The sequence below is a fragment of the Bartonella sp. B12(2025) genome, assembly GCF_053795135.1.
Genome location: NZ_CP200031.1, coordinates 1,019,847 through 1,034,005, shown reverse-complemented (window position 1 = coordinate 1,034,005; position 14,159 = coordinate 1,019,847). Strand labels below are relative to the sequence as shown.

At 38.5% G+C, this 14,159-nt stretch carries 10 protein-coding genes; 4 read left to right on the top strand and 6 right to left on the bottom strand.

What is annotated here, in order from left to right; all coding sequences use genetic code 11:
* Positions 1-253: 253 nt before the first annotated feature.
* Complete coding sequence (locus V3564_RS04520) at positions 254-574, bottom strand: SH3 domain-containing protein (protein ID WP_455480409.1); 321 nt, start codon at positions 572-574, stop codon at positions 254-256.
* Between the two features lie 337 nt (positions 575-911).
* Here V3564_RS04520 and greA point away from each other — a divergent pair, with 337 nt between their 5' ends.
* Positions 912-1,385: a transcription elongation factor GreA gene (greA, locus tag V3564_RS04515; protein WP_006590195.1), complete on the top strand. Its 474-nt coding sequence runs from the start codon at positions 912-914 to the stop codon at positions 1,383-1,385.
* Positions 1,386-1,477: 92 nt separating this feature from the next.
* On the opposite strand, the gene V3564_RS04510 is transcribed toward greA, so the two are convergent.
* Positions 1,478-1,714 carry a hypothetical protein gene (locus V3564_RS04510; protein ID WP_455480408.1) on the bottom strand — a complete coding sequence of 79 codons (237 nt, stop codon included), beginning with the start codon at positions 1,712-1,714 and terminating at the stop codon, positions 1,478-1,480.
* A gap of 202 nt (positions 1,715-1,916) precedes the next feature.
* Between V3564_RS04510 and V3564_RS04505 the strand changes: the two genes are divergently transcribed.
* The gene (locus tag V3564_RS04505; RefSeq protein ID WP_455480407.1) at positions 1,917-2,144 is read left to right on the top strand and encodes a hypothetical protein; all 228 of its coding nucleotides are present in this window, start codon (positions 1,917-1,919) and stop codon (positions 2,142-2,144) included.
* Between the two features lie 560 nt (positions 2,145-2,704).
* Here V3564_RS04505 and V3564_RS04500 read toward each other — a convergent pair.
* Complete coding sequence (locus tag V3564_RS04500) at positions 2,705-4,093, bottom strand: TrkH family potassium uptake protein (RefSeq protein WP_455480406.1); 1,389 nt, start codon at positions 4,091-4,093, stop codon at positions 2,705-2,707.
* Positions 4,094-4,401: 308 nt separating this feature from the next.
* On the opposite strand from V3564_RS04500, the gene trxB reads away from it, so the two are divergent.
* Together trxB and V3564_RS04490 are read left to right on the top strand one after the other, a co-directional pair.
* A complete protein-coding gene (gene trxB / locus V3564_RS04495) occupies positions 4,402-5,355 on the top strand; it encodes a thioredoxin-disulfide reductase (RefSeq protein WP_455480405.1) in 954 nt (317 codons plus the stop codon).
* 38 nt (positions 5,356-5,393) lie between these two features.
* A complete protein-coding gene (locus V3564_RS04490) occupies positions 5,394-6,299 on the top strand; it encodes a LysR family transcriptional regulator (RefSeq protein WP_455480404.1) in 906 nt (301 codons plus the stop codon).
* Positions 6,300-7,074: 775 nt separating this feature from the next.
* Here V3564_RS04490 and V3564_RS04485 read toward each other — a convergent pair.
* The 3 genes from V3564_RS04485 to carB form a co-directional block, all read right to left on the bottom strand.
* Positions 7,075-8,277, bottom strand: a complete 1,203-nt coding sequence (locus V3564_RS04485; RefSeq protein ID WP_455480403.1) for a pyridoxal phosphate-dependent aminotransferase — start codon at positions 8,275-8,277, stop codon at positions 7,075-7,077.
* 313 nt (positions 8,278-8,590) lie between these two features.
* On the bottom strand, positions 8,591-8,800 hold the full coding sequence (locus V3564_RS04480; protein ID WP_100128310.1) for a cold-shock protein: 210 nt from the start codon (positions 8,798-8,800) through the stop codon (positions 8,591-8,593).
* A 248-nt stretch (positions 8,801-9,048) separates the two neighbouring features.
* Complete coding sequence (gene carB, locus V3564_RS04475; protein WP_455480402.1) at positions 9,049-12,534, bottom strand: carbamoyl-phosphate synthase large subunit; 3,486 nt, start codon at positions 12,532-12,534, stop codon at positions 9,049-9,051.
* Positions 12,535-14,159: the final 1,625 nt, after the last annotated feature.

The following is a 14,159-nucleotide window of genomic DNA, read 5'->3' as shown; positions in this document are numbered from 1 at the left end:
TTGCGTCCTTTGGTAAAAGTACTTGTGATTTTAAAGGAAATACCAATTTTTACAGCTTTATCGCGATAATAGCAAAGTGTTACTTAGCAGTTTTATTCAGGCTTAATGGATATTCATAAGGTATCTGATTAACTCTCTGAGGTGTTTCCTTTGGTGTTTAAGTGGTGATGACATTTGTAATTTTTCATGTCTACTATTTCGTTTGCACTATGATTATGTTTAATCGGGCATTTGTTATAATATTACATGGCTGTTATGGAGAATGATCGTACGCACCGTGATTTGTTGCTGAAAATATGGTGTATGTACGATAAAGGATATTTCCATCTTTAAATGAGAGATAACGAGATGATACCCAACCTGTTTTGGCGTTATATTCGATGTGACACCAGTTCCCTTTACAGCTTTGAACAAATACCAATTCTCCTGCGGGGATTAAACCACGAAGTGCGTACTGAATGCTTGGTCCTGTTCTAAAATTAAGATTTCTTGTGACAAAAGCACTTGTAGCTCCGGATACTGTTGTGGCTAAAAAGGAAGAGCTAAACATCAAAAAAACTACTAATTTTTTCATTTTTCTACAGAGGATTCCTTTAAAGACTTTCCTTCCTTCTCTCTTTATACAAAGTCTCTTTCACTAGGTTATGATAAAACAGAAAAAAATACAATTATTTCTTCTTTAAAATTTTTAACGGTGGGAGTGAAGTTTGACACTTTAGGCGCCACACAAAATATCAAATGGTTTAAACACAGTTGATGCATGCTTTATTTCCTTTTTTATTTTTATATGGAAAACAGAAATGCTGTACTATATAATAAGAAAGATTATGATTTTCGGGTTCCAAAAGTAATTTTGGAAGCCGTTTTTTGTATTTTTATTAAACCTTCAGTGTAACAGAAAGGGACAGACTATGGAAAAAGTTCCGATGACTACAGCTGGTTTTGAAAGTCTTAAAGAAGAGTTACGTTGGCGTCAACAGCAGGAACGCCCACGAATTATTGAAGCAATTTCTGAGGCGCGTGCGCATGGTGATTTGTCAGAAAATGCCGAATATCACGCCGCTAAAGAGGCACAAAGTCATAATGAAGGGCGTATAAATGAGCTTGAAGATTACATTGCGCGGGCGGAAGTTATTAATGTCTCGCGTCTTTCAGGTGACAAAATTAAATTTGGAGCCACTATCAAGCTTTTGGATGAGGATACTGAAGAGAAGAAGGTTTATCAGATCGTTGGTGATCAAGAAGCTGACGTAAAGACTGGTAAAATCTCTATTTCCTCACCCATCGCACGTGCACTCATTGGAAAGCAAGAAGGTGATGTGATTGAAGTGAATGCACCAGGTGGTGCGCATAATTACGAAATTATTAAGGTTCAGTACATCTAAGCGGTTATGCATGTATTTTTGGAAGAAACTGAGATTATTACTCCTCACTTAAAAAAGTGCTTATCAGGAGTAATATCTGTGTTTATTCAGCTTCATTCCACTGCACTGGGAAGAGGGGTATACGCATCTCCAACTTTTGGCTCGGATTGCCGCGAAACTTGTCTGCTCTTGCCTTTAAGAACCTTTTCAGACTTTTGAAAAGCCAAAGAGAGAAGCCGTTTAGCATTAGGCATGCACGGCACAATACGGCGTATGAGATGCTCTATGCGGTCTTTTCGCGTGATGTTTTGAATGAAACTTAAACTTACTTTACATTGGCTTCTCAACATCCTCATAAGCCTTTTACTAAGTAATTGATTCACCGTATGGATATGGCTATTGCTGCCAGTGTATTTATGGGAGCTTATCTAAAAGTGCCTTATTAGGTTATCGTGCATGGGGTAGATGTTATGCGTTTTTACTACTGAAAATTATTGATTATTACGCTTCTACATTAGGGATTCCGGGAAAATATGCTATGGCGTGTTTTGGGTGTTACGCTACTTAAAGGGTACTGATTTGCTTGTGGATACAATGATAGAATTATTATCTCTTTCTTGTGAGTGGATAGCACGTATCGTTGATCGTACTACAGAACGGCATTGTAATTTTGAAAAAAAATTATGCTGGAAGATTGCTAAAGCCGTTTTGAATGATCTCATTGTTTTTGGTGAGAGGCTTGAATTACCTTTGTGGCGTCGTCATTTGTCATTTTTGTGATACCTTCTCGTTTGGAAGGTTTCGTGTTGACACTGTTGGAAGCAATGGCATCATAAACAGCTGTAGTAATGAATGATGTGAGAATTTTTAAAGAATTGGTGATGGAGGGAAAATAGGGGATGTAATAGCTCTTTAACTAAAGCGATTGAGCTTTATTTTGCTGATCTAGAAGAAACATTTTTACCAGAAATCATATATGCTTTTTTCAATCAGAGATCATTGGTAAGATATCTTAAGATGTTGTATGAATCCATTTCTTCTTTGATGAGGATGAGGAAGGCCAATAAGGTAGAGTGTTATAAGACCTTGTTTTATGTGAAAGCTCTTGAGTGATACGTGATGGTTCTTGATGTGTTGTATCTATTTCAAACAATCGATGCATCCAAAAAGGGGAGTGCAGGTTTGCATTTTTTGGAAAGCTTTGTATCAGATGATACAATCACTCATTTGAGGCTCTTTAAAAGTTTTTCCATCAATTGAATGGAGATTAAATTTTATTGATTACATTGTTTATCTTGTAAATTTCTTATCATTACAAAATTAAATGCCATGCATTAAAATTATTTACGCCAAAAAGCGGGAATAAAAAGTACGAATATAGTTACAATTTCGAGACGGCCAGCCAGCATTAGAAAACTTAAAACCCATAAAGCATTATCATTGATTGTAGAGAAGTTGCCAGCAGGGCCTATAATGTTTCCAAAACCTGGACCGATATTTGAAAGCGCGGTTAAGACGCCCGTGAAGGCAGAAGTAAAATCAAGACCGGTTGTGAGCAAAAGCGCACTACCGATGAGAAGACAGAACATATAAAGACATACAAAAAATAAAACTGCTTTAGCAACATCGCTAGATATGTTTGAGTGATCGTAGCGGGCCTTTACTATGACATTAGGAGAAAGAAGTTTTTCTATATTTGTTTGTGTAATACGCCAAAGGATAATTAAGCGATTGATTTTCATTCCACCAGAGGTAGAACCAGCACATCCACCTGTAAAAGAAACAATGAAGAAAATTCCAAGCGCGAAAGGTCCCCAAAGTTGATAATCTTCGGCGCTATAACCAGTGGTACTAATGATGGATGCAAGGTGGAAAATTACATCAAGAAAAACCAAGTGGAAAGCACGATGATCATGAAATTGTAACCATGCTGCTAAAGCAAAGCTAAAGAGAAGAACAATATGGAAAAAAACAATCACTTGCGGATCAATGAAGCGTTTGGAATGGCCAGGAATCACCAATTTAACATAAAGCACGAAGGGTAAAGCGGAGAGCAACATGAAGATTGTTGAAATAATCAAGATGGCTGGTTTATCAGAAAAATATCCAAAAGAGGCGTCGTGAGTAGAAAATCCAGCTGTCGCTATCGTGCTCATTGCGTGATTGATGGCATCAAATAAGCTCATGCCCGAGGCAAAATAGGAGAGCATACAAGCCAGTGTTAGTCCAACATAAGCTACGATAATTCCGTTAGCAATTTGGTTGATGCGGGGTAATATTTTTTCAGATTTATCTGACGATTCCATATGAAAAAGTCGCACTCCACCAACACGGAGTGAAGGTAAGAGCAATAAGGCTAAACCAATAAAGCCAATGCCTCCAATCCAGCATATGATAGAACGCCATAACAAAATACTTCGTGATAAATTGTCAAGACCAGTGAGTACTGTGGAGCCTGTGGTTGTAATTCCAGAGACAGATTCAAAGATTGCTCCTGCTAGAGAAATTGGGAGAGGAGAAAGATAAAGAGGTAAGGCGCCCACGATGCTTCCTGTTAGCCAAAGACAAACCGTGAGCATAAAGCCAAGCCGTGCTGAAAAACGACAAGTAGCACCCCTAGTGGCTAAAAGAATCAGCGTTGCTAACATGGTGGTTATGGCGCAAGAGTAGAGGAAGGTTATCCAATTACGGTTGCTGTCGTGCAAATCCATAAGAATTGGCAGAAACATTGCTCCCCCCATAATTAACGCAAAACGTGCACACACATTGATAATAAATTGAAAAATGACAGTTCCCTATCTTTAGTATCTATTTTTGTTACGGTTTTGTTCTCATAAGAATTTACGTTTTTCTCTTTATAAGATAAAGATGAATTTCTATATTAAGCATGCCTTGATGAGTTGATAATTGAACCTTTTACAAAATTTAAAAAGAAATACATATACACCATAATTTAGGCTTTTGAAAAATGTTTTTTAAAGGCTGCATTTCGTTATAATTTATAGAATAATTAAGTAAACAAAGTGAAGGGAATTCCATGGTACAATCGCATATTCGTCTGCTTATTATTGGCTCTGGTCCAGCTGGTTATACAGCGGCGATCTATGCGGCGAGAGCAATGCTCAAACCAGTTTTGGTGACTGGATTGCAGCAGGGCGGACAGTTGACGGTTACAACTGATGTTGAAAACTATCCAGGTTTTGCAGATCCAATTCAAGGACCGTGGTTGATGGAGCAAATGGCAAAACAAGCCGAAAATATGGGTACAAAAATTGTCTATGATAGTATTACAAAAGTTAATCTATTGCAGTACCCTTTTGTCTTATATGGAGATTCGGGAACGCAATATTCTTGTGATGCGCTGATTATTGCAACGGGAGCCCAGGCGCGCTGGTTGGGTTTAGAAAGTGAACAGACCTTTATGGGTGGTGGTGTTTCTGCTTGCGCTACATGTGATGGCTTTTTTTATCGTGATAAGGATGTCATTGTTGTGGGAGGCGGAAATACAGCCGTTGAAGAAGCTCTTTATTTATCGCATTTGGCGAGGAGTGTAAGCGTTGTTCATCGGCGGGATTGTTTTCGGGCGGAGAAAATTTTGCAAGATAGATTGCTTTCTTGTGATAATGTACATGTTATTTGGGATCATGTTGTAGAAGAAATTGTTGGTTTGCCAGCTCAGGATTCAAGAGGAGCCGTTGTAACAGGTGCACGTCTCAAAAATGTTAAAACCGGTCAAGAAACTAAGGTAAATGCAGAGGGAATATTTATTGCTATTGGGCACGATCCTGCTGTTTCTTTGTTTGAAGGACAACTAAAACAAAAACGAGGCGGTTATTTATGGACAGAGCCGGATTCAACGGCAACAAGCGTTGCTGGTGTTTTTGCTGCAGGTGATGTAACAGATGAAACATTCCGCCAAGCTGTAACAGCATCGGGAAGGGGATGTATGGCAGCATTGGAAGCAGAACGTTTTTTAGCTCTGCAAGCATAAAAATTTATTGAAAAAGTAAAAAAAATAGAGGTAAAGTCGTGGTGCCACCGTTGGATTGGGATAAGTTAAGGGTTTTTCATGCTGCGGCAGAAGCGGGCTCTTTTACGCATGCAGCCCAAAAGCTTCATTTATCCCAATCAGCGATTTCACGACAGGTTTCAGCTTTAGAGCTGGATGTAGGCGTGTCATTGTTTCATCGTCATGCTCGTGGATTAATTTTAACGGAGCAGGGTGAGATTCTTTATCGTACAACGCATGATGTGTTGATGAAGCTTGAGAGTGCACGCTCGCAATTAAGCGAAAGCTATGAAAAACCAACAGGGATTTTGCGTGTTACATCGACCTTCGGAATGGGGGCAGGATGGCTTGTAGAGCGTATGCCCGAATTTTTTAGTCTTTATCCAGATATGCGGGTTCAGCTCTTGTTTGATGATAAAGAACTTGACCTAACCATGCGTCACGCAGACTGTGCTGTTCGTTTACATCAGCCTCAGCAGCCTGATCTGATACAAAGAAAATTATTTACAATTCATATGCATGTTTATGCTTCGGAAAATTACATTGCAAATTATGGCAAACCAGAAACATTGTCTGAGCTGGATGTTCACCGCATTATTTCATTCGGGGAGCCTGTTCCTCTTTATTTGTCTGGTTTAAATTGGTTGGAAAAGGCTGGGAGAAGTAATGGATCTTTGCGTCTTTCAGTACTACGCATCAATAATATTATTTCAATCAAGAATGCGATTATGCATGATCTTGGTATCGCTGTGCTTCCTGATTATATCGTGAATAATGATAAGCGACTCGTGCGCCTTTTTCCTGATATGGTTGATATTCCTTCTTTTGATACTTTTTTTTGTTATCCTTACGCTTTAAGGAATTTGGCAAAGCTGAAAGCTTTTCGAGATTATATTTTTTTAAAAGCTCGTCAGTGGTCTTTTTAATGGTGTGGTATTTTAAGCTATGTGTTTATTGCATAGCAGATACGCTTAAGTCTTTGTTGTACTCTTTCTTATAAAATGACATATAGATATCGTCTCTTGATTATGTTGCCTCCCATTGCATTTTCTTGAGCGTTCCCTTACGAGAATCCTCCAGATTGATTTTATCTCTGAGGATTTTCAAGATTTGCCGGGCATTTGCCCGGCTTTTTTTTAGTTTTTGGAATAGTCTTTTAAAATACAGATGTATTGGAAGATGATAAGAAAAAAACTTAAAAAGTTTTTTAGACATATCAAGGTGTGATGAGGAGCCTTGAGAAATATTGGAATTATAACGACCATTGCGGAATAGAAAAGGTTTGATTAAGAGCCATAGTATTTACAATTGCTAGTTTTCAGCGTCACCAGTTTAATTGAGAACTATAAGCCTTATGAGCATGTAAAAGCGTTTTGGATGATAATGATTTAATATGACTATAAAATCCGCAAAGAGTCATTTCTTGACCATAGAGTTTAAATGGCTAATGGTGCACGCTTCAATGTGGGGAAAAGAAGAGAGAGATGTGTTTTATAGAATATCATTTTTAAAATTCCCTGTGTTTTATCCGTGTGAACAGGATACTTATTTTTCTGATTCTGTTCTTGGCACATATCTCCAGTTCCATTGATAAGCATTTTCTGCAGAATTCATTCATTTATGTCATAACCGAATGGCAGAAAGTTTCTCAGGTAGACTAACCAGAAACAAAACTGTAAAAATAGACGATGCTCAAAGTTTTCAAAGTAAATTACTACAAAAGCGCTGGATACGTAAGCAAGCTTCTTCAAGCAGTTTTTCTGACGTTGCATAAGAAACACGGAAAGCTGGTCCAAGTCCAAAAGAAGATCCATGGACTACAGCAACAGATTCTGTTTCCAGAAGCGCTATTACAAAGTCTTCATCACAAGAAATTACTTTACCTTCGGGTGTTTTTTTCCCAATGAGTTCTGTACAAGAAGGATAAACATAGAAAGCGCCTTCCGGTGTTGGACAGTTAATGCCAGGAGCTTGGTTTAACATGGAAACGACGAGGTCACGGCGTGTTTGGAAAATACTTTTATTTTGAGCGATAAAATCTTGTGGACCATTGAGCGCTTCAACGGCTGCCCACTGTGAAATAGAACTTGTACCAGATGTTTGCTGACCTTGAATGGTATCCATGGCTTTAATTAATTTTTGTGGACCACCTGCATAACCGATTCGCCAACCCGTCATGGCATAGGCTTTAGAAACACCGTTCATTGTGAGGGTACGGTCGTAAAGATCTGGTTCTACCTGAGCTGGAGTGACAAAGGTAAAACCTTCATATGTTAGATGTTCATATATATCATCTGTGAGAATATAAATATGAGGATATTTTATTAAGACATCCGTTAGCTTTTTTAATTCATCATGCGTGTAAGCGGCGCCTGATGGATTTGAAGGAGAGTTAAAAATGAACCACTTAGTTTTGTGGGTAATGGCAGCTTCTAGCTCTTGTGGTTGAAGTTTATATGAAAATTCGGCTTTGGTTTCTACAAAGATAGGCGTACCATCATTTAGGGTAACCATTTCCGGATAACTGACCCAATAGGGGGAGGGAATGATGACTTCATCTCCTCTATTCAAAGTTGCCATCAATGCATTAAAGAGGATCTGTTTACCACCGGTACCAACAATAATTTGCTCTGGTTGATAAAGAAGATTATTCTCTCTTTTAAACTTTGCAGAAATTGCCTGGCGTAATTCTGGAATACCAGATATGGGTGTGTATTTTGTTTCTCCACGTCGAATAGCTTCAATAGCAGCATTTTTGATATTGTCTGGTGTATCAAAATCTGGTTCTCCAGCGCTCAAAGCAATGACATCTCGACCTAATGCTTTTAAATTACGTGCTTTTTGGGAAACAGAAATTGTTGCAGAAGGCTTGATACGGGAAAGCTTCTCGGCGATAAAAGCCATAATTTCAACCCTTATATGATATAAGAAAACGATTGTTGATTTGAGAGTATTCTATAAGAGATTGTGTTGTATGCAATAAAAAACTGCGGCAATACTCTTACATAGATTTTATATTGTTTTTTTAAGACTTTTACAAGGGAGACATTTTCGGAGAATGTGAAAGTCTTAGGGGAAGGGCAGGAGAATCTTGACAATTGTGCAAAATAGATAGCCGATGACTTGTTTTGTAAAGGTAAATTATGTTTTATAAAAAACAAAAATCCCCATCCGTAAAGACGAAGATTTTTAAATAGTGTATTGCAGAATTTAAAAATTAAAGCGCTGCAAGGTTACCAGCAGCAAATTTTCCAGAACGACGATCTTGAAGAACGTCATAAGAGATTTTTTGCCCTTCATTAAGGTTGCTTAAACCAGAACGTTCAACGGCGGAAATGTGTACAAACACATCTGCACTACCATCGCTAGGCTGAATGAATCCGAAACCTTTTGTTGTGTTAAACCACTTAACTGTTCCTGTAGACATAGGAAACTCCTTAGAATATATAATTATATTGTGTATTGAAGCCAAAAGCCTCCAATACAATTGTAGATCGAAATTAGGTGGGAGAAGTTTCATCGAAAGCGCAGATCGCACAGGAAAGAAAGTCACGTAACCAAAAGTTCGATAATATCCATATAAAAGTCTTCAGAATAAAAAGCAAGTGTGAATCTGTATTTTTATACAAAGAAAAGATTGAAAGAGAATATACCACTCTGCTCATAGCAAAAAATTCAAGTGAAATAGCTTTGCAGTGAGCGCACTTCAAGATTACTTTTGTTGAGTGCTTTAATAGCTTCCACTACAGCTTCGGCTCCAGCTACTGTTGTATAATAGGGGACTTTTTGCATGAGCGCTGCATGGCGTAATGACTTGGAGTCTGAGATGGCACTGGCAGTGCTGGTTGTATTAAAAATCAATTGAATCTGTCGATTACGAATGGCATCTTCAATATGAGGATGCCCCTCTAGAACTTTATTAATTTTTTTTGCCTCAACATTATGTTCGGTAAGAAATTTTTGTGTTCCACTTGTTGCTAAAACAGAAAAGCCAAGCTTAGTCAAAAGTTTTACGGGATTTAAGATACGTTTTTTATCTTCATCTCTCACAGAAACGAACAAAGTTCCCTCTTTTGGGAGTTCAACACCAGCTCCAAGTTGGGCTTTAGCAAAAGCAAGAGCAAATTCATAATCAAGTCCCATGACTTCACCGGTTGAGCGCATTTCTGGCCCAAGAAGTGTATCGACACCTGGAAAACGAGCAAAAGGAAAAACGGCTTCTTTGACAGCGATACGTTGTTTGTGCTGTGGAAGTGGTAATCCACCATAAGCTTGAATAGCATTGTGGAGAGTTTCTCCTGTCATAATGCGTGTGGCCATTTTAGCAATAGGGCGACCAATCGTTTTTGCAACAAATGGGACAGTACGTGAAGCACGGGGGTTAACTTCTAAAACATAGATCGTGTCATCTTTAACAGCATATTGCACATTCATTAAACCACGAACATGAAGTGCTTGTGCTAACGCTTTGGTTTGACGCTCTAATTCAGCTACCAATTTGTGTGAAAGGGTACGTACTGGTAAAGAACATGCTGAATCGCCAGAATGGATCCCTGCTTCTTCAATATGCTCCATAATGCCAACGACTAATGTTTCTTCTCCATCAGATAGACAGTCAACATCAACTTCAATCGCTTCTGTCAGGTAGGTATCAAATAAAAGTGGATTTTTACCAAGCAATATATTGATTTGGCTTGCTTTATCGTTTGGATAACGTGCTTTGATATCTTCTGGTACTAATTCAGGCACATTCTCAAGTAAATAATTTTGCAAACCACGCTCATCGCGGATAATTTGCATAGCACGTCCTCCTAAAACATAAGAAGGGCGTACAACCAATGGATAGCCTAGTTCATGGGCGATGAGGCGTGCTTGTTCGATTGAATGGGCAATACCGTTTTTAGGTTGTGTTAAGTTAAGTTTGAACAACAATTTTTGAAAGCGATCTCTGTCTTCTGCTAAATCGATGGCATCAGGTGAAGTGCCTAAGATGGGGATTTTGTGTTTTTCTAGTGCGCTTGCCAGTTTCAGTGGCGTTTGCCCACCAAATTGGACAATGACTCCGACCAGTTCGCCTTTTTTCTGTTCTGTTTCTAAAATAGCAATAACATCTTCTGTTGTTAAAGGTTCAAAATAAAGACGATCAGAGGTATCGTAGTCAGTTGAGACGGTTTCAGGATTGCAGTTAATCATAATAGCTTCAAAGTTTGCATCACGGAGTGCAAAAGCAGCGTGGCAGCAACAATAGTCAAATTCAATGCCTTGTCCGATGCGGTTTGGCCCCCCACCTAAAATAGCAATTTTTTTGCGTTCAGAAACTTGTGCTTCCGAATGTTCTACATCTGCAAAAGGAATTTCATATGTTGAATACATATACGCTGTAGGTGAAAAAAATTCAGCTGCACAAGTGTCAATCCGTTTGAAAATGTGCTTAACATTAAGCGATTTGCGCAAAGCAGCGATATCATCGAGCTCTTGCTCTGTAAGGGTGGCTAAACGGGCATCCGAAAAGCCCATAGCTTTTAACATGCGTAGATTGCCTGCGTCTTGGGGTAGTCCATGGATGCGGATGCGCTGTTCCATTTCAATAATGGAAGCTATTTGTTCCAAAAACCATGGATCAATTTTGCTGATTTGGTGAATTTCATTTAAGGGTAAACCTGTGCGTATTGCTTGGGCAATGTAGCGCAGACGATTAGGGCTTGGTATTGCAATGGCAGAGCGTATAGCACTCTTTTCATCACCTTCAGCATGTTCAGGGATTGCAATTTCATCAAGACCGGTAAGACCTGTTTCAAGTCCACGGAGCGCTTTTTGCAGCGATTCTTGAAAAGTGCGTCCTATTGCCATGACTTCTCCTACGGATTTCATCGCAGTTGTTAAGACAGGTGATGAACCGGGAAATTTTTCGAAGGCAAAACGAGGAATCTTGGTAACAATATAGTCAATAGAAGGTTCAAATGATGCTGGTGTTGCACCGCCCGTGATATCATTTTTTAATTCATCAAGCGTATAGCCAATTGCTAATTTAGCCGCTATCTTGGCAATTGGAAAGCCTGTTGCTTTTGAGGCAAGTGCTGAAGAACGGGAAACACGCGGGTTCATTTCAATAACAATGAGGCGGCCATTTTCAGGATTAACAGCAAACTGTACATTGGATCCACCGGTTTCAACACCAATTTCACGTAGTACAGCAATTGAAGCATTGCGCATACATTGGTATTCTTTATCGGTTAAGGTGAGTGCAGGGGCTACTGTGATCGAATCGCCGGTATGAATACCCATAGGATCAATGTTTTCAATGGAACAAACAATGATACAGTTGTCGTTCTTATCGCGAACAACTTCCATTTCATATTCTTTCCATCCCAAAACACTTTCTTCAATCAACACTTCCGTTGTAGGCGAAGCTTCAAGGCCTCGTTCAATGATTTCATAAAATTCAGAGCGGTTGTAAGCAATTCCACCGCCGGTACCACCAAGGGTGAATGAAGGACGGATAATAGCTGGAAGACCAACAATATCAAGAGCTTGAACTGCTTTTGCAGTTGCATGTGCGATATAATGTTGTTTGCGGTCAGCTTCTGTGTGTCGCCAATCGCGCTCAAGCTCTTCTAGTGCTTGATCAAGCGCATCGCCGGAAAGTTTTGCTTTAAGCTCATCGCGTATTTTTGCGTGCTGACGGCGATTTTCTTCTTTAAGTTCTGTCGCATTGGCCAAGATAGAACACGGTGTTTCCAAACCAATTTTTGCCATTGCCTGGCGAAATAAAGCGCGATCTTCGGCTTTATCTATAGCATCAGCATTGGCACCTATCATTTCAACATGGTAGCGGTCCAAAATCCCCATACGCTTTAATGATAAGGCTGTATTGAGTGCTGTTTGACCTCCCATAGTTGGTAAAAGGGCATCAGGGCGTTCATGAGCAATAATTTTTGCAACTATTTCGGGAGTGATAGGTTCAATATAAGTGGCATCAGCTAAATCTGGATCCGTCATGATGGTGGCAGGGTTGGAATTCACCAGAATAATTCGGTAGCCTTCTTCTTTTAACGCTTTACAGGCCTGCGTGCCTGAATAGTCAAATTCACATGCCTGACCAATGATAATAGGCCCTGCTCCAATGATAAGAATAGATTTTATATCTGTGCGTTTTGGCATGTTTTTTTCCTATAACAAATATCCGTGCGCTATTGTAGCAGGCAGGGTATTTAAATTTTGAGGTTACAAGCCATTTATAAGTTAATAGATAAAGAAAGTAAGCCATAAAATACCTTTTCCATGTTTTTTTCATGGAATGGAGGGATATTATAGTTAGCAGAGCATGAGTAGTTTTTTACTGTAAATGAAAATTCTTTGTGTAAAATAAACTTTTATGTGCGTTATAGAGAGTGTCATGAACACGCTATATTTATTATGTTAATTTTTTTGTTTACATGTCTTCCATGGTGATGATGCTGTAGAGTGATGCGTTTTTTACAAGGGGATTTGGTTTTTCAAGGGCATGTGAATGTTCAACACCAATAATGATCAATGCAGCTAGTTTATCGTAAACAATATTGGCTGTAAAAGAAGTTTTTAAAAAGCATTTTTTTTTCTAACATAATGTACAATATTAAGATTCAGTGTTTGTTTTTGTCGTGTATTTGCAACCTTTTCTGCTAGCTCGTCTCATTTTTACGATGTTAAAATTTTATTCTGATTATGCATCCTCCTTTATAGTGTGCTCGTATGGGGACAGATGGGATTTTCCTAAGAGCTTATATTAAAAGGCGTTCAGTTATTAAATGAGATCTCCCTAAAATTTAGCTGAATTTTTTGAAAATATTTATGGAAGATGAATGTGGCTAACAAAACTAATTGTGATGCTTCTAAAAATGTCAGAAGTGCTTCCTATTTATTGAGATTTTTTTTATAATTTATTCACATAATGTAAAAAATGATTTCTGTTATGTGTGGCTTGTAAAATAGAATTTTGCAGCTGGCTTTTTATTCATTAATTTTATTGTTGCGTGGATTATGGTTTCAGAAACTCTTTCTATATGGAATAGGCACTATTTTGATATTAGGCGTGCAAATCCTTTAGGCACCTTTTTGCAACTTAGATAATACTCAATAGTTTTCTGGGTGTTGTTGGTCTTTTTTCTTTATTGGCTTGCAGAATCTGTATGGTCAAGCATTTAGATATTCGTTGCTAAGGAACGGCTACGATTCGAGTAGGCTCTCTGGTTGTCTTATAGCGTTTTTGCGATAGGATAGATTGTTGTGGTAGCGCTTATTCTGTCTTACTTTTTTAGGCGTTGGAATAATTGGCGTATTGCTATAGAGCTCCTGTTTTCATTGATGCGCTGCTTGGCTACGCATTTGCAATGCAAGGATGGACGGTTTATGTGGTTTTGTCTATACAATGTTTGGGTATTTTGTTCATACACCTATGCACACTATCGCTTTAGTGCAAGTGCCAGAAAAAATGTACAAGAGAGCTGTAGGGAGCGATGGCCTCAGTTAATATTTGGTTTCTTTTATATGTTTCTCTTCGAATAACTTGCCCATGAAGATGCGGTGTTTTATTTTTGGTGCTCCTTTTGTGGGAGGCTTCTCTGTGTACTTATTGTTATGATAATAATTTTTGTTGTACGGATACATTAAGTTTTTGGATTTCTGTCTGGTAAGAATATTTTTCCAAAACAATGCAGAGTAATGTAAACAAAACTTATGAAATTCTAAGCAGACTCTACTCTTTTTTATACTGAAAAGTAACATGTTTCTGCACCAAAAAGAGATGG

Coding starts and splice junctions, on each gene's coding strand:
- V3564_RS04480 (WP_100128310.1), bottom strand. CDS start 8,800: ATGTCTACAGGAACAGTTAAGTGGTTTAACACAACAAAAGGTTTCGGA.
- V3564_RS04510 (WP_455480408.1), bottom strand. CDS start 1,714: ATGTTGAGAAGCCAATGTAAAGTAAGTTTAAGTTTCATTCAAAACATC.
- greA (WP_006590195.1), top strand. CDS start 912: ATGGAAAAAGTTCCGATGACTACAGCTGGTTTTGAAAGTCTTAAAGAA.
- V3564_RS04520 (WP_455480409.1), bottom strand. CDS start 574: ATGAAAAAATTAGTAGTTTTTTTGATGTTTAGCTCTTCCTTTTTAGCC.
- V3564_RS04500 (WP_455480406.1), bottom strand. CDS start 4,093: ATGTTTCTGCCAATTCTTATGGATTTGCACGACAGCAACCGTAATTGG.
- carB (WP_455480402.1), bottom strand. CDS start 12,534: ATGCCAAAACGCACAGATATAAAATCTATTCTTATCATTGGAGCAGGG.
- trxB (WP_455480405.1), top strand. CDS start 4,402: ATGGTACAATCGCATATTCGTCTGCTTATTATTGGCTCTGGTCCAGCT.
- V3564_RS04485 (WP_455480403.1), bottom strand. CDS start 8,277: ATGGCTTTTATCGCCGAGAAGCTTTCCCGTATCAAGCCTTCTGCAACA.